At 63.4% G+C, this 16,673-nt stretch carries 14 protein-coding genes; 13 read left to right on the forward strand and 1 reads right to left on the reverse strand.

Going from position 1 to position 16,673, the window contains the following annotated elements; all coding sequences use genetic code 11:
• Positions 1 to 146: 146 nt before the first annotated feature.
• From edd to KW568_RS05545, 11 genes are all read left to right on the forward strand, one after another.
• On the forward strand, positions 147 to 1,973 hold the full coding sequence (gene edd / locus KW568_RS05495; protein WP_003255057.1) for a phosphogluconate dehydratase: 1,827 nt from the start codon (positions 147 to 149) through the stop codon (positions 1,971 to 1,973).
• A complete protein-coding gene (locus KW568_RS05500) occupies positions 1,970 to 2,929 on the forward strand; it encodes a glucokinase (RefSeq protein ID WP_004575645.1) in 960 nt (319 codons plus the stop codon). Before edd ends, KW568_RS05500 begins: the two co-directional genes overlap by 4 nt.
• Positions 2,930 to 3,007: 78 nt before the next feature.
• Positions 3,008 to 3,733, forward strand: coding sequence for a two-component system response regulator GltR (gltR, locus tag KW568_RS05505; RefSeq protein ID WP_003255055.1), 726 nt, complete (start codon positions 3,008 to 3,010; stop codon positions 3,731 to 3,733).
• Complete coding sequence (locus KW568_RS05510) at positions 3,714 to 5,168, forward strand: ATP-binding protein (protein WP_004575644.1); 1,455 nt, start codon at positions 3,714 to 3,716, stop codon at positions 5,166 to 5,168. The genes gltR and KW568_RS05510 overlap by 20 nt, the downstream gene beginning before the upstream one ends.
• Before the next feature lie 215 nt (positions 5,169 to 5,383).
• A complete protein-coding gene (locus tag KW568_RS05515; protein ID WP_004575643.1) occupies positions 5,384 to 6,637 on the forward strand; it encodes an AGE family epimerase/isomerase in 1,254 nt (417 codons plus the stop codon).
• A gap of 107 nt (positions 6,638 to 6,744) precedes the next feature.
• The gene (locus KW568_RS05520; protein WP_259537848.1) at positions 6,745 to 8,031 is read left to right on the forward strand and encodes an ABC transporter substrate-binding protein; all 1,287 of its coding nucleotides are present in this window, start codon (positions 6,745 to 6,747) and stop codon (positions 8,029 to 8,031) included.
• 133 nt (positions 8,032 to 8,164) lie between these two features.
• Entirely contained in the window at positions 8,165 to 9,073 is a 909-nt protein-coding gene (locus tag KW568_RS05525) for a carbohydrate ABC transporter permease (protein ID WP_003255050.1), read from the forward strand.
• The gene (locus tag KW568_RS05530) at positions 9,066 to 9,911 is read left to right on the forward strand and encodes a carbohydrate ABC transporter permease (protein ID WP_003255048.1); all 846 of its coding nucleotides are present in this window, start codon (positions 9,066 to 9,068) and stop codon (positions 9,909 to 9,911) included. The genes KW568_RS05525 and KW568_RS05530 overlap by 8 nt, the downstream gene beginning before the upstream one ends.
• Positions 9,912 to 9,914: 3 nt before the next feature.
• Positions 9,915 to 11,069 carry an ABC transporter ATP-binding protein gene (locus KW568_RS05535; RefSeq protein ID WP_004575642.1) on the forward strand — a complete coding sequence of 385 codons (1,155 nt, stop codon included), beginning with the start codon at positions 9,915 to 9,917 and terminating at the stop codon, positions 11,067 to 11,069.
• Between the two features lie 40 nt (positions 11,070 to 11,109).
• Entirely contained in the window at positions 11,110 to 12,453 is a 1,344-nt protein-coding gene (locus KW568_RS05540) for a carbohydrate porin (RefSeq protein WP_004575641.1), read from the forward strand.
• Positions 12,454 to 12,570: 117 nt separating this feature from the next.
• A complete protein-coding gene (locus KW568_RS05545; RefSeq protein WP_003255044.1) occupies positions 12,571 to 13,425 on the forward strand; it encodes a D-hexose-6-phosphate mutarotase in 855 nt (284 codons plus the stop codon).
• On the opposite strand, the gene hexR is transcribed toward KW568_RS05545, so the two are convergent.
• Positions 13,418 to 14,281, reverse strand: coding sequence for a DNA-binding transcriptional regulator HexR (hexR, locus tag KW568_RS05550; protein WP_169774905.1), 864 nt, complete (start codon positions 14,279 to 14,281; stop codon positions 13,418 to 13,420). The genes KW568_RS05545 and hexR overlap by 8 nt on opposite strands.
• Positions 14,282 to 14,492: 211 nt before the next feature.
• On the opposite strand from hexR, the gene zwf reads away from it, so the two are divergent.
• Both zwf and pgl read left to right on the forward strand, forming a co-directional pair.
• Positions 14,493 to 15,962, forward strand: coding sequence for a glucose-6-phosphate dehydrogenase (gene zwf / locus KW568_RS05555; RefSeq protein WP_003255039.1), 1,470 nt, complete (start codon positions 14,493 to 14,495; stop codon positions 15,960 to 15,962).
• Positions 15,949 to 16,662: a 6-phosphogluconolactonase gene (pgl, locus tag KW568_RS05560; RefSeq protein WP_003255038.1), complete on the forward strand. Its 714-nt coding sequence runs from the start codon at positions 15,949 to 15,951 to the stop codon at positions 16,660 to 16,662. Before zwf ends, pgl begins: the two co-directional genes overlap by 14 nt.
• Positions 16,663 to 16,673 lie beyond the last annotated feature (11 nt).

The following is a 16,673-nucleotide window of genomic DNA, read 5'->3' on the forward strand; positions in this document are numbered from 1 at the left end:
GCAGTATTTTGTTTAAATATACAACGAGTGGTTGGGCGACGTGCCTCCACCGATGCAGCGGGCTCCTAACCATGAGCCTAGGCCGCAATCGTTTGGAGGGGAAATGCCCGGTAAACCGCCCTTACAATTAGCCTGGAGTCCAGTACATGCATCCGCGCATCCTTGAGGTCACCCAGCGGCTGGTCGAACGCAGCCGCGCCACCCGCGAACGCTACCTGCAACTGATTCGCGGTGCGGCCAGTGAAGGCCCCATGCGTGCCAGCCTGCAGTGCGCCAACTTCGCCCACGGCGTGGCCGGTTGCGGCAGCGAAGACAAGCAGACTCTGCGCCTGATGAACGCGGCCAACGTGGCCATCGTCTCGGCCTACAACGACATGTTGTCTGCCCACCAGCCTTACTTGCACTTCCCCGAGCAAATCAAGCAGGCCCTGCGCGAGGTCGGCTCGGTCGGCCAGTTCGCCGGTGGCGTGCCGGCCATGTGCGACGGGGTGACCCAGGGCGAGCCGGGCATGGAGCTGGCGATCGCCAGCCGTGAAGTGATCGCGATGTCCACGGCGGTAGCGCTGTCGCACAACATGTTCGACGCAGCACTCATGCTGGGCATCTGCGACAAGATCGTTCCCGGGCTGATGATGGGCGCGCTGCGCTTTGGCCACCTGCCGACCATCTTCGTCCCGGGTGGGCCTATGGTTTCCGGCATCTCCAACAAGCAGAAGGCCGATGTGCGCCAGCGCTATGCCGAAGGCAAGGCCAGCCGCGAAGAGCTGTTGGAGTCCGAGATGAATTCCTACCACAGCCCCGGCACCTGCACCTTCTACGGCACCGCCAACACCAACCAGCTGGTGATGGAAGTGATGGGGCTGCACCTGCCGGGCGCCTCGTTCGTCAACCCGTACACGCCGCTGCGTGACGCACTCACCGCCGAGGCTGCGCAGCAGGTGACGCGCATGACCAAGGCCAGCGGCAGCTTCATGCCGCTGGGCGAAATCGTCGACGAGAAGGCGCTGGTCAATTCCATCGTCGCGCTGCACGCTACTGGCGGCTCGACCAACCACACCCTGCACATCCCGGCGATTGCCCAGGCTGCCGGTATCCAGCTGACCTGGCAGGACATGGCTGACCTCTCCGAAGTGGTGCCGACCCTGTCGCACGTGTACCCCAACGGCAAGGCCGACATCAACCACTTCCAGGCTGCCGGCGGCATGGCTTTCCTGATTCGTGAACTGCTCGATGCCGGCCTGCTGCACGAAGATGTCAACACCGTGGCCGGCCATGGCCTGCGCCGCTACACCCAGGAACCCTTCCTCGACAATGGCAAGCTGGTGTGGCGCGAAGGGCCGCAACACAGCCTGGACGAAAGTATCCTGCGCCCAGTGTCGCGACCATTCTCGGCCGAAGGCGGCCTGCGGGTGATGGAGGGCAACCTGGGCCGTGGCGTGATGAAAGTCTCTGCCGTTGCCCCCGAGCACCAGGTGGTCGAGGCCCCGGCGCGGGTGTTCCAGGACCAGCAGTCGCTGGCCGACGCGTTCAAGGCCGGTGAGCTGGAGCGTGACTTTGTCGCGGTGGTGCGCTTCCAGGGCCCGCGTTGCAATGGCATGCCGGAACTGCACAAGCTCACCCCGTTCCTCGGTGTATTGCAGGACCGTGGCTACAAGGTTGCGCTGGTTACCGACGGGCGTATGTCCGGTGCCTCGGGCAAGATCCCCGCGGCCATCCACGTTTGCCCGGAGGCTTACGACGGCGGCCCGCTGGCGCGGGTGCGCGATGGTGATATCGTGCGGGTCGACGGAGTCGAAGGCACGTTGCGGATCATGGTGTCGGCCGAAGAACTGGCCAGCCGTGAGCTGCCGCCAGCCCCCCAGGGCAACGACCTGGGGTGTGGGCGCGAGCTGTTCGGCTTCATGCGCATGGCGTTCAGCCCGGCAGAGCAGGGCGCCAGTGCCTTTACCTCGGCCCTGGAGCACCTCAAATGAAGCACCTGCTGGTTGGTGATATTGGCGGCACCAATGCCCGTTTTGCGTTGTGGCGTGACAACCAGCTGCATGAAGTAAATGTTTTCGCCACCGCGGACTACACCAACCCCGAGCAGGCCATCGAGGCCTACCTGGAAAGCCAAGGTATCGCCCGCGGTGGCTTGGCGGCGGTGTGCCTGGCGGTGGCCGGCCCGGTCGATGGCGATGAATTCCGCTTCACCAACAACCACTGGCGCCTGAGCCGCACGGCATTTTGCAAGACCTTGCAGGTCGAGCGACTGTTGCTGATCAATGATTTCACCGCGATGGCGCTGGGCATGACGCGTCTGCGCGAAGGCGAGTTCCGCGAGGTGTGCCCCGGCCAGGCCGACCCCTCGAGGCCGGCACTGGTGATCGGGCCAGGTACTGGCCTGGGTGTGGGCTCGCTGCTGCGTCTGGGCGAACAGCACTGGAAGGCCCTGCCGGGTGAAGGCGGGCATGTTGACTTGCCGGTAGGCAATGCTCGCGAAGCGGCAATCCACCAGCAGATCCACAGTCAGATCGGCCATGTCAGCGCCGAGGCCGTGCTCAGTGGGGGTGGCCTGGTGCGGCTGTACCAGGCGATCTGTGCGCTGGACGGCGACACGCCCAGGCACAAGACTCCGGCGCATATCACCGATGCCGCACTGGGCGGTGAGCCACGGGCGCTGGCGGTGGTCGAGCAGTTCTGTCGTTTCCTTGGGCGAGTGGCGGGTAACAATGTGCTGACGCTGGGCGCGCGAGGCGGGGTCTATATTGTGGGCGGCGTGATTCCGCGTTTTGCCGAGCTGTTCTTGCGTAGCGGGTTTGCCGCGAGTTTTGCCGACAAGGGGTGTATGAGTGGCTATTTCACCGGGGTGCCGGTGTGGCTGGTGACGGCGGAATTTTCCGGGTTGGAGGGGGCAGGGGTAGCGTTGCAGCAGGCGTTGGATCACTGATGGAGCCGCTTTGCGGCGCCAATGGCACTACCCGACAGCAGGCAAAAAGACCTGCAATCAACAAGAGGAAGGACCACCTTGAGCACTGCCGGCAAATCGATCCTGATGGTCGACGACGACCAGGAAATCCGTGAACTGCTGCAAACCTACCTGAGCCGCTCCGGCTTCCAGGTACATGCCGAGGCTGACGGCAAGGGCTTTCGCCACGCGCTGGAAACCACGCCCTGCGACCTGGTCATTCTTGACGTCATGTTGCCCGACGAAGACGGCTTCAGCTTGTGCCGCTGGGTACGCCAGCACCCACGCCAGGCGCGCGTACCTATCATCATGCTCACCGCCAGCTCCGACGAGGCCGACCGGGTCATCGGCCTGGAGCTGGGCGCTGACGACTATCTGGGCAAGCCGTTCAGCCCCCGCGAATTGCAAGCGCGAATCAAGGCTTTGTTGCGCCGCTCCGAGTTCGGCCAGGCGGCGCCGGGCAGTGCCGTATTGGCCTTCGACGACTGGCGCCTGGACACGGTCAGCCACCGCCTGTTCCACCGTGATGGAGAGGAGGTGATCCTCTCTGGCGCCGACTTTGCCCTGCTCAAACTGTTCCTCGATCACCCGCAGCAAATCCTCGACCGCGACACCATCGGCAACGCCACCCGTGGCCGCGAACCGATGCCGCTGGACCGTATCGTCGACATGGCGGTCAGCCGTCTGCGCCAGCGCCTGCGCGATACCGACAAACCTCCCCGGCTGATCCGCACCGTGCGTGGCAGTGGCTACTTGTTGGCGGCGCATGTCTGCTGTGCGCCCTGAGCGGCGCTGGCGCCTGCTGCCGCGCTCCTTGCTGGGGCGCATGCTGCTGCTGACCTTGCTGGTTGTCCTGCTGGCCCAGGGGTTGTCCAGCATCATCTGGGTGTCCCAGCTGCGGGCCAGCCAGCTTCAGGGGCTGCGTGCCAGCGCCAGCAGCCTGGCCCATTCCATGAGTGCCAGCGTCAGTTACTTCCGCTCGCTGCCGGTGGCCTATCGGCCGCTGGTGCTCGACCAATTGCGCAGCATGGGTGGCACGCGTTTCTTCGTGTCGCTCAACGCCACGCCGCTGGACATGCAGGCACTGCCCGTCACCCCTCGCAAGCAGGCGGTGATCGATGAATTCCAGCAGGTGCTGCACGAGCGCCTGGGTTCGCAGATGGAAATTTCCGTGGAGTTTGTCGGGCCTGACGACCTGCGCATCTTCAACAGCGGCCTCAAACTCGACGAGCTGCCGCGCTCATGGGCCCATTATTCGCTGACCCTGGAGCCGCTGAAACCCCCGGTACTGGTCACGCAGATCCGCTTGGGCGAGGGCGAATGGTTGTACATCGCCTCACTGTTGCCCGAACCGTACACGGGGCTGGAAGCCGAACGCCTGCCGCGCCAGCAGATCGGCTTCATCGTGCTGACCACGGCCTTGCTGTTGCTGTTCATCGGCTTGCTGGTGCATTGGCAAAGCTGGCCACTGAAGCGCCTGGCGCGGGCCGCCCGAGAGATGTCGCTGGGTGCCGATGTGGCGCCAGTGGCTGAAGCTGGCGGCAGCGAAGTGGTCGAGGTGAGTCGGGCATTCAACAGCATGCGCGAGCGTATCAGCCGTTACCTGACCGAACGCAGCCAGCTGTTCAGCGCCATTTCCCACGACCTGCGCACGCCGATCACGCGCCTGCGCCTGCGCGTCGAACTGCTGGAGGACGAGCGCCTGCAGGCCAAGTTCAGCCAGGACCTGGACGAGCTGGAGTTGCTGGTCAAAGGCGCCTTGCAGTGTGTAAAGGACACCGACATCCACGAAAACATCGAGCCGGTCGACCTTAACCAGGTGCTGGAGATTCTGGCCGAGCCTTACCTGGGCGATGGTCGCATCACCGTCGAGGGCCAGGCGCTGGCGCCTTACCCGGGCAAGCCGCTGGCGTTGCGTCGCTGCATCGGCAACCTGATCGACAACGCCATCAAGTACGGCGAACGGGCGCGGCTACGTATCATCGACGGGGCAGAGGGCTTTGTGCTGCAGGTGGATGACCAGGGGCCCGGGGTGCCGCAACAGCAGCTGGAACAGGTGTTCGAGCCGCATTTCCGTCTGGCCGGGCAGCAGCAGGGCTATGGGCTGGGGTTGGGCATTGCGCGCAACATCGCCCATAGCCATGGGGGCGAGGTGAGCTTGCTGAACCTGCGTGAGGGCGGGCTGCGGGTGACCCTGTATCTGCCGCGGGGTATGGATTGAATTTTTGGGGTGCCAGTGCGGGCCTCTTCGCGGGTGAACCCGCTCCTGCGACGACCGAGTCAGGTTTGCGTCGTAGGAGCGGGTTCACCCGCGAAGAGGCCCGCACAGGCACCCAAAATGTCACTGCCCGGTGACAATCCCGTCGTCCTTCGTGACATCCGCCATGACCCCGCTGGCTAGAATTCGCAAACGACTGGCAAGGATCAAGCTGGCCCATGATTTCCCTCAACCTGTCCGCTCACAGCTGGCTCAATGCCCCGGCCCACACCGCCTGGCGCCTGGCCGAAGCGCAGCGCCTGCTGGCATTCGCCAAAGCTGCGAAACTGCCTGACGGCTTTGGCAACCTGGATGCCAAAGGCCAGCTCGCTCCGGGCGCCTGCGCCGAAACCATGAACACCGCGCGAATGACCCACTGCTTCGCCCTGGCCCATCTGCAGGGCATTCCCGGTAGCCTGGCCTATGCCGAACACGGTGTGGCTGCCCTGCGTGGGGCCATGCAGGACGCCAGCTACGGTGGCTGGTTCGCCCACCCCGGCGGCCAGGAAGACAGCGGCAAGGCCGCCTACCTGCATGCCTTCGTCGCCCTTGCCGCCAGCTCTGCAGTGGTGGCCGGTGCAGCCGATGCCCAGCTGTTGCTGGCCGATGCAACCGAGGTGATCGAAACGCACTTCTGGAGCGAAGCCAAGGGTGCCCTTCGAGAGACCTTCTCTCGCGCATGGCAACTGCCTGAGCCGTACCGTGGCGCCAACAGCAACATGCACGCGACCGAGGCCTTCCTGGCCCTGGCCGATGCCACCGGCAACAGCCTTTGGCTGCAACGCGCCTTGCGCATTGCTGAGCGCATTATCCATACCCATGCCGCCGCCAACGGTTATCGGGTCATCGAACATTTTGACGCCCATTGGCAGCCGCTGCCGGATTACAACCGCGAGCACCCCGCTGACCACTTCCGGCCCTATGGCACTACGCCCGGGCATGCCATGGAATGGGCACGGCTACTGTTGCACCTGGAGGCCAGCCTGCAACGGGCCGGGTTGCTCGCCCCGCAGTGGCTTCCAGACAGTGCCTGCAGATTGTTCGATGCCGCCTGCCAGCATGCCTGGAACGTCGATGGCGCTGCAGGTTTCGTCTACACCCTGGACTGGGCCAATCGCCCGGTGGTGCATGCACGCCTGCACTGGGTGCACGCCGAAGCTTGCGCCGCCGCAGCAGCCTTGTTGCAGCGCACCGGCGAAGCCCAGTACGAGCAGTGGTACCGCAACTGCTGGGGCTTTATCGCCAACCATTTCATCGACCCTGTCGCTGGCAGCTGGCACCACGAACTCGATGCCCGCAACCGGCCAGCGGGGACCCTCTGGCCAGGCAAGCCCGACCTCTACCACGCCTACCAGGCGCTGCTGCTGCCAGGCTTGCCGCTGGCACCCAGCCTGGCCAGCAACCTGGCCAGTTCCAGCTATGTAACCAGATGATGACATTCACGCATCGCTTCGTTACCTGACGAGGCGGGCACGCTGTTTAGACTTCATGCTACGCAAGCGATCGACTTGCACGGCATAACAACAAGAAAGGTGCTCCGATGAATTCCACGCTCCGTCTCGCTGCCGCAATCTCTCTGGCTTCTTTACTTCCTTTGGGGGCTTCGGCTGCCGAATCCAAAGGCAGTGTCGAGGTCGTGCACTGGTGGACCTCTGGCGGTGAAAAGGCGGCGGTCGATGTGCTCAAGGCGCAGGTCGAGAAAGACGGCTTCACCTGGAAGGACGGCGCTGTTGCCGGTGGTGGTGGTGCCACGGCCATGACCGTGCTGAAAAGCCGCGCCGTCGCAGGCAACCCGCCCGGTGTCGCGCAGATCAAAGGCCCCGACATCCAGGACTGGGCGGCCACCGGCTTGCTCGACGCCGATGTGCTCAAGGATGTGGCCAAGGCCGAAAAGTGGGACTCGCTGCTCGACAAGAAAGTGGCCGACACCGTGAAGTACGACGGTGACTACGTTGCCGTACCGGTGAACATCCACCGCATCAACTGGTTGTGGATCAACCCCGAGGTGTTCAAAAAAGCCGGCATCGACAAGGCGCCTATCACCCTCGACGAATTCTACGCCGCCGCCGACAAGCTCAAGGCGGCCGGCTTCATCCCGCTGGCTCATGGTGGCCAGCCGTGGCAGGACAGCACCGTGTTCGAAAGCGTGGTGCTGGCAGTGATGGGCGCCGACGGCTACAAGAAGGCCATGGTCGACCTCGACAGCGCAACGCTGACCGGGCCGCAGATGGTCAAGGCGCTGACCGAGCTGAAGAAGGTCGCCACCTACATGGACCCGGACGGCAAGGGCCAGGACTGGAACCTGGAAGCCGCCAAGGTCATCAACGGCAAGGCCGGCATGCAGATCATGGGCGACTGGGCCAAGAGCGAATGGACCCTGGCGAAGAAAACCGCCGGCAAGGATTACCAGTGCGTGCCGTTCCCCGGTACCGACAAGGCCTTCCTGTACAACATCGACTCGCTGGTGGTGTTCAAACAGAACAACGCCGGCACCTCTGCCGGGCAGCAGGACATCGCGCGCAAAGTGCTGGGGGAGGACTTCCAGAAGGTCTTCAGCACCAACAAAGGGTCGATCCCGGTGCGTAACGACATGCTCGCCGACATGGGCAAGCACGGTTTTGATGCCTGCGCGCAAACCTCCGCCAAGGACTTCCTTGCCGATGCCAAGACCGGCGGCCTGCAACCGAGCATGGCGCACAACATGGCCACCACGCTGGCCGTGCAGGGCGCGTTCTTCGATGTGGTGACCAACTACATCAACGACCCCAAGGCCGACCCGGCCGATGCGGCGAAGAAGCTGGCGGCGGCGATCAAGGCTGCCCAGTAACGGCTGTTCGCGGGCACGCCCGCTCCCAGATGGGCCCTGCTCACCACTGTTCCTGGTCATGACGCCGGACCTGTGGGAGCGGGCTTGCCCGCGAAGCGGTGCGTAGCACCGCCACTACCTCGGGATCCAAGACATGACTACGACCACCGCCCAACTGCGGGCCTCACCCCTGGACGCGCTTCAGCGCTGGCTGCCCAAGCTGGTGCTGGCACCCAGCATGTTCATCGTCCTGGTGGGCTTCTACGGCTACATCCTCTGGACCTTCGTGCTGTCCTTCACCACCTCGACCTTTCTGCCTACCTACAAGTGGGCGGGCCTTGCGCAATACGCCCGTCTGTTCGACAACGACCGCTGGTGGGTGGCGAGCAAGAACCTGCTTCTGTTCGGCGGCCTGTTCATCGCCATCAGCCTGGCCATCGGTGTGTTGCTGGCAGTGTTGCTCGACCAGCGCATCCGTCGCGAGGGCTTCATCCGCACTATCTACCTGTACCCCATGGCACTGTCGATGATCGTCACCGGCACGGCCTGGAAGTGGCTGCTCAACCCGGGCATGGGCCTGGACAAGTTGTTGCGTGACTGGGGCTGGGAGGGTTTTCGCCTGGACTGGCTGATCGATCCCGACCGGGTGGTGTATTGCCTGGTGATCGCGGCCGTGTGGCAGGCTTCGGGCTTCATCATGGCCATGTTCCTTGCCGGCTTGCGTGGCGTTGACCCGTCGATCATCCGCGCTGCGCAGATGGATGGTGCCAGCCTGCCGCGTATCTACTGGACCGTGGTGCTGCCCAGCCTGCGCCCGGTGTTCTTCAGTGCGCTGATGATCCTTTCGCACATTGCCATCAAGAGCTTCGACCTGGTCGCGGCGATGACCGCTGGCGGCCCGGGTTACTCCTCCGACTTGCCGGCAATGTTCATGTACTCGTTCACCTTCAGCCGCGGCCAGATGGGCATGGGCTCGGCCAGCGCCATCCTCATGCTCGGGGCGATCCTGGCGATCCTCGTGCCTTACCTGTACTCGGAGCTGCGGAGCAAACGCCATGCATAGTCCTGTCGACAAGCCGGTGCTCAGCCTCAGCCGCATGGCCATCCATGCCGTGTTGCTGATCGCCGTGCTGCTGTATCTGGTACCGCTGGTGGTGATGCTGCTGACCAGCTTCAAGACCCCCGAAGACATCAGCACCGGCAACCTGCTGAGCTGGCCTGCAGTGATTACCGGCATAGGCTGGGTCAAGGCCTGGGGAGCGGTCAGCGGTTACTTCTGGAACTCGATCATGATCACCGTGCCCGCGGTGCTGATCTCCACCGCGATTGGTGCACTGAACGGCTATGTGCTGTCGATGTGGCGCTTCCGAGGTTCGCAACTGTTCTTCGGCCTGCTGCTGTTCGGCTGTTTCCTGCCGTTCCAGACTGTGCTGCTGCCGGCCTCGTTCACCCTCGGCAAGCTTGGCCTGGCCAGCACCACCGGTGGCCTGGTGCTGGTGCATGTGGTCTACGGCCTGGCCTTCACCACGCTGTTCTTCCGCAACTTCTACGTGAGCATCCCCGACGCCTTGGTCAAGGCCGCAAGGTTGGATGGTGCCGGGTTCTTCACCATCTTCCGCCGCATCATCCTGCCGATGTCCACGCCGATCATCATGGTCTGCCTGATCTGGCAGTTCACCCAGATTTGGAACGACTTCCTGTTCGGCGTGGTGTTCTCCAGCGGCGACTCGCAACCGATTACCGTAGCCCTGAACAATCTGGTCAATACCAGCACCGGGGCCAAGGAATACAACGTCGATATGGCGGCAGCGATGATCGCTGGCCTGCCAACCCTGCTGGTCTACGTGGTGGCAGGCAAATATTTCGTGCGCGGGCTGACGGCCGGCGCGGTCAAGGGGTAAGCCATGGCAACGCTCGAACTTCGCAATGTGAACAAGACCTACGGCAGCGGCCTGCCGGATACCCTCAAGGACATCCAGCTGTCGATCAAGGATGGCGAGTTCCTGATCCTGGTGGGCCCGTCGGGCTGCGGCAAGTCGACCTTGATGAACTGTATCGCCGGCCTGGAGCAGATCACCGGCGGCGCCATCCTCATTGACGAGCAGGACGTCAGTGGCATGAGCCCCAAGGACCGCGATATCGCCATGGTGTTCCAGTCCTATGCGCTGTACCCCACCATGAGCGTGCGCGAGAACATCGAATTCGGCCTGAAGATCCGCAAGCTGCCCCAGGCCGCCATCGATGAGGAAGTGGCGCGGGTGGCCAAGTTGCTGCAGATCGAACACTTGCTGGCGCGCAAGCCGGCGCAGCTGTCCGGCGGCCAGCAGCAGCGCGTGGCCATGGGCCGGGCACTGGCGCGGCGACCCAAGATCTACCTGTTCGATGAACCCCTGTCCAACCTCGATGCCAAGCTGCGGGTCGAAATGCGCACCGAAATGAAGTTGATGCACCAGCGCCTGAAGACCACCACGGTGTACGTCACCCATGACCAGATCGAGGCCATGACCCTGGGCGACAAGGTGGCGGTGATGAAGGACGGCATCATCCAGCAGTTCGGCACCCCGCAGCAGATCTACAACGACCCGGCCAACCAGTTCGTGGCCAGCTTTATCGGTTCGCCACCAATGAACTTCATTCCGGTGCGTCTGGCCAGGCAGGACGGCCGCTTGCTGGCGTTGCTCGACAGCGGCCAGGCGCGCTGCGAGCTGCCCTTGGGGGGGGCTGCTGACGCGCTTGAGGGGCGCGAGATCATCCTCGGCATCCGCCCTGAGCAGATTGCCCTGGGCGCTGCTGACGGCAATGGTTTGCCGGCTATCCGCGCCGAGGTGCAGGTCACAGAGCCCACCGGGCCGGACCTACTGGTGTTCGTCACGCTCAACCAGACCAAGGTGTGCTGCCGCCTGGCGCCAGATGTGGCGTGCCGGGTGGGTGACACCCTCAACCTGCAATTCGACCCGGCCCGGGTGCTGCTGTTCGACGCTGCCAATGGCGAGCGCCTGCACCTGGCCGGCACTGGCGCAACCGCAAAGGACAACGTGGCTCACTTCAAAGGCCGTTGAATCGTCTACACCATCAATAAGAAAAAGAGGACGCAAAGGGATGGAACAGCGCAAACGCATCAAGACACTGGGATCGCTGGCTCTGCTTGCACTTGTAGGCAGCAGCGGTACACAGGCTGCCGAGGCTTTTTCCAGCGAATCCAAATGGATGACCGGCGACTGGGGCGGCACCCGGACCGAGCTCCTGGACAAAGGCTATGACTTCACCCTTGATTATGTAGGTGAGGTGGCTGGCAACCTGCATGGCGGCTACAACGACGACAAGACCGCACGCTACAGCGACCAGTTCGCCCTCGGCGCGCATCTGGACTTGCAGAAAATACTGGGCTGGCATGATGCCGAGTTCAAGCTGGCGATCACCGAGCGAAGCGGTCGCAACCTGTCCAACGACCGCATCAGCGACCCGCGCGCCGGGCAGTTCAGCTCGGTGCAGGAGGTGTGGGGCCGTGGCCAGACCTGGCGCCTGACCCAGATGTGGATCAAGCAAAAGTACTTTGACGGCGCGCTTGACGTGAAATTTGGCCGTTTTGGCGAGGGGGAGGACTTCAACAGCTTCCCTTGCGACTTCCAGAACCTGGCCTTCTGCGGCTCGCAGGTGGGCAACTGGGTGGGCGGTATCTGGTACAACTGGCCGGTCAGCCAGTGGGCGCTGCGGGTGAAGTACAACATCACCCCGGCGTTCTTCGTGCAGGTCGGGGCCTTCGAGCAGAACCCCTCCAACCTGGAAACCGGCAACGGCTTCAAGCTGAGCGGTAGCGGTACCAAGGGTGCGATCTTGCCGGTGGAAGCGGTGTGGTCGCCCAAGGTCAATGGTCTGCCGGGCGAGTACCGCCTGGGTTACTACTACAGCACGGCCAAGGCTGACGATGTGTACGACGACGTCAACGGCAACCCGCAGGCGCTGACCGGTGAAGCCTTCAAGTCGCATTCCAGCAAGCACGGATGGTGGGTGGTGGCGCAGCAGCAGGTCACTGCCCATGGCGGCGACGTCAACCGTGGCCTTAGCCTGTTCGCCAACTTCACCGTGCACGACAAGGCCACCAACGTGGTCGACAACTACCAGCAGGTGGGGCTGGTCTACAAAGGCGCTTTCGACGCTCGGCCCAAGGATGATATCGGCTTCGGCGTGGCGCGAATTCATGTGAATGACGACGTGAAGAAGCGTGCCGAACTGCTCAACGCACAGAGCGGCATCAACGATTACGACAACCCTGGTTTCGTACCGCTGCAGCGTACCGAATACAACGCAGAGCTCTACTACGGCTTCCACGTCACCAACTGGCTGACCGTGAGGCCCAACCTGCAGTACATCAAGAGCCCTGGCGGGGTGGACGAGGTGGATAACGCGCTGGTCGCTGGCTTGAAGATTCAGTCGTCATTCTGAGGCAACTTGTTGTAAATTTACGCCAATCCATTTTCGGTTCCCGGCACCCACTGGTCTGCAGTGGGTGTTGGGGATAGGCCGAGACAGCGCTATCTCAAACAACAAGAGCTCTGAACCATGCCCGAACATCCGCTCCATCGCTTCTTCTCCTCGCAGCGGCCCCGGCCGACATTCGAGTGGGAGCGTTATCAGCAGCGCGATGTCCTGATCATCGATCACCCCCGTTGCCAGGCGGTGTTCAGCCGCCAGGGCGCGCAGTTGTTGCACTTTCAACCAGCGGGTGAACGGCCGTGGCTGTGGTGCGCCGAACAGTGGCCGCAGGTTGGGGCGATCCGGGGTGGTGTGCCGGTGTGCTGGCCCTGGTATGGCCGTCATCCCAGCGAAGACCTGTGGCCGGCCCATGGTTGGGCGCGGCTGCTGGACTGGAAGCTGGTGGACAGCCGTGAGGACGAGGAGGGCGTGACCCTGAAATGGCGGCTGGACCTGTGCGATTGGCAGGTCGACCTGCACGCCCGGCTGGGTAGCCGCATGGAACTGAGCCTGAGCACCGAGCATCAGGACAGCGAACCCTGCCAGTTGAGCCATGCACTGCTGGCGTACTGGCGCATCAGTGACGTGTCCGAGATAGCGCTGTCTGGGTTGGAAGATATTGAGGGCTACGACCGCCTCAACCGTCAGGCTTGCCGTGAAGATGGCGCGCTGAAGCTCAAGGGCGGGTGCCAGAAGGTCTACCCCGGTACGCCACGGGTGCAATTGCAGGACCCGGCCTGGCAGCGCGAGCTGTGCATCGATACCGGTGACAGCGACGACACCGTGGTCTGGCACCCTGGCAATCGCCCGCTGATGGGGGTGACTGGCCGCGAGTCGCAGCGTTTTGTCTGCGTCGAGGCGACCAGCGGCAGTGGTGAGGGCCTGAGCCTGGCGCCTGGGCAGCGTGCGCACCTGCGTTTGCAGGCGCACCGGCTCAGTTGAGTTCGTCGTCCTCGATCGGGTAGCGGCTGGCGTTGAGGCTTTCCTTGATCTTGCGCAGGTGGGGCTGGAAGTCCACGCCGCGGCGCAGGGTCATGCCGGTGGCCAGTACATCGAGCACGGTCAGCTGGATTATCCGCGAGGTCATCGGCATGTAGATGTCGGTATCTTCCGGCAGCGGGATGTGCAGGCTCAGGCTGCAGGCATTGGCCAGTGGCGAGCCCGCGGCGGTCAGGCCCAGCACCGAAGCGCCGTTTTCACGTGCCAGGCGCGCCACTTCGACCAGTTCGCGGGTGCGCCCGGTGTAGGAAATGATCACGAACAGGTCGCCGGTGTGGGCGACCGAGGCCAGCATGCGCTGCATCAGCACATCGGCGTGGGCCGACACGGCCAGGTTGAAGCGGAAGAACTTGTGCTGCGCATCCAGGGCCACCGGGGCCGAGGCACCGAGGCCGAAGAAGTGGATCTGCCGGGCCTGGATCATCATGTCCACAGCGCGGCTGACCTGTTGCGGGTCCAGTTGCTGGCAGGCGCTGTCAAGCGAGGCGATGGCGCTGGCGAAGATCTTCTGGGTATAGGCGGCCGGGTCATCGTCGGCCTCCACTGCGCGGCTGACATACGCAGCACCACTGGCCAGGCTCTGCGCCAGTTGCAGCTTCAGCTCGGGGTAGCCGCTGACGCCGAACGAGCGGCAGAAGCGGTTGACGGTCGGTTCGCTGACCTTGGCCGCCTGGGCCAGCGCAGCGATGCTGAAACGGGTGGCTTGTTGCGGGTTGAGCAGGATGACTTCGGCGACTTTGCGTTCGGCCTTGTTCAGCTCGTCGAGGCGGCCCTGGATCTGTTCCAGGAGGTTTCGCACGCGGTCCATGGGTGTGTCCTTGGGTCGGGAAGACAGCCGGCTGTGGGAGCAGCAGGCTTTTTGCACGGTCGTCTATCGTACTGTCGGTGCGGTTGGCGCACCACTTGTCTGTAACACTTGCGTGTAATGTTGTGGTTTTTACTACATTTTCCCTTGAAAACCGTGTGTGAAAGCGGTATTCCTAGACCAACTTTAGGAAAGAACCAACATCATGGCTGCAATCAGTGTCGAACCTTGCACCTTTGCCCTGTTTGGCGCCCTCGGCGACCTGGCATTGCGCAAGCTGTTTCCTGCGCTCTACCAGCTCGACCGGGCCAACCTGTTGCACCCGGACACTCGCCTGCTGGCCCTCGCCCGTGAGGTCGGCAGTGCGCAGGAGCACCTGGACAGCATCGAAGCCCACCTGCGCCGGCACGTGCCCGAGGCAGATATCGAGCCTGCCGCGCTAGGTCGCTTCCTCGCCCGCCTGAATTACCAGCATCTGGACTTCCTTCAGCCCGAGGGCTATCAGGCCCTGGCCGAGCAACTGCCGGGCGAGCTGCCGCTGATTGCCTACTTCGCCACGGCGGCGGCGGTGTATGGGGCCATCTGCGAAAACCTCGACAAGGTCGGGCTGGCTGCGCGCACCCGGGTAGTGCTCGAGAAACCGATTGGCCACGACCTGGAGTCGTCGCGCCGGGTCAACGATGCCGTTGCGCGGTTTTTCCCTGAAAGCCGGGTTTACCGCATTGACCACTACCTGGGCAAAGAGACGGTGCAGAACCTGATTGCCCTGCGCTTCGCCAATAGCCTGTTCGAAACCCAGTGGAACCAGAACTCCATCTCCCATGTGGAGATTACCGTCGCGGAAAAGGTCGGTATCGAGGGCCGTTGGGGTTATTTCGACAAGGCCGGCCAACTGCGCGACATGATCCAGAACCACCTGCTGCAGTTGCTGTGCCTGATCGCCATGGACCCGCCCAGCGAACTGTCCGCCGATGCCATCCGCGACGAGAAGGTGAAAGTGCTTAAAGCCCTGGCACCGATCACTGGTGACGGTTTGAGCACCAGTGTGGTGCGTGGCCAGTACATTGCCGGCTACAGCGAAGGCAAGCCGGTACCTGGTTACCTGGACGAAGACAACGCCAACGCCCAGAGCGACACCGAAACCTTCGTCGCCCTGCGCGCAGACATCCGTAACTGGCGCTGGTCGGGCGTGCCGTTCTACCTGCGAACCGGCAAGCGCATGCCGCAAAAACTGTCGCAGATCGTCATTCACTTCAAGGAAACGCCGCATTACATCTTCGCCCCGGAACAGCGTTTGCAGATCGGTAACAAGCTGATCATCCGCCTGCAACCGGACGAAGGCATTTCTTTACGGGTGATGACCAAGGAGCAGGGCCTGGACAAGGGCATGCAACTGCGCAGTGGCCCATTGCAGCTGAATTTTTCCGATGCCTGGCGCAGTGCACGAATTCCGGATGCCTACGAGCGGCTGTTGCTCGAAGTGATGCGCGGCAACCAGAACCTGTTCGTGCGCAAGGACGAAATCGAGTACGCCTGGAAGTGGTGCGACCAGTTGATCGCCGGCTGGCGTAATGCGGGCGATGCGCCCAAGCCATACGCGGCGGGCTCCTGGGGGCCGATGAGCTCGATTGCACTGATCACACGCGATGGGAGGGCGTGGTATGGGGATATCTGAATTGAAACTGCCAGCGGCCGTGAAGGCTCATGAACTGGCGGATGCCAAGGCACTGTCCGTGTCCTTGGCCCATGATGTGGCTGAGCGCCTGCGCGCCGCGATTGCCGCCAAGGGGCAGGCCTGTGTGGTGTTGTCTGGCGGCCGCAGCCCGGTGCCGTTCCTGGAGAAGCTGGCCAGCGAGCAGCTGGACTGGGCCAAGGTCATCGTCAGCCTGGCTGATGAGCGCTGGGTGCCAGTGGAGCACGCTGACAGCAATGCCGGCCTGCTGGCCCGCCACCTGTTGAAGGGCGCAGCGGCCAAGGCCCGCTTCGTTGGCCTGTACCAGCAGGCGGAGAACCTTGATGCAGCTGCGCTCAAAGCTGACCAGGCCTTGGCCGAGCTACCGCCGATCGACGTGCTGGTGCTGGGCATGGGCGACGATGGCCATACCGCCTCGCTGTTCCCCGCCAGTCCCAACCTGGAAGCAGGCCTGGACCCGGCCGGCCCGCGCCGCTGCCTGCCATTGCTGGCGCCGAGCGTGCCGCACCAGCGCCTGTCGATGACCCGTTCGCTGCTGGCCAGCGCGGCCTTCATCGCGCTGTCTGTGCAAGGCCAGGGCAAACTCGCTACCCTGCGCGCCGCGCTGGCGGGCAATGACCTTACTGAAATGCCGATTCGCGCTTTTCTTCACGACCCCCTGGACATCTACTGGTGCCCATGAGCCAAGGATCC

Source organism: Pseudomonas sp. HD6515 (genome assembly GCF_024971855.1).
GTDB classification, from domain to species: domain Bacteria; phylum Pseudomonadota; class Gammaproteobacteria; order Pseudomonadales; family Pseudomonadaceae; genus Aquipseudomonas; species Aquipseudomonas alloputida.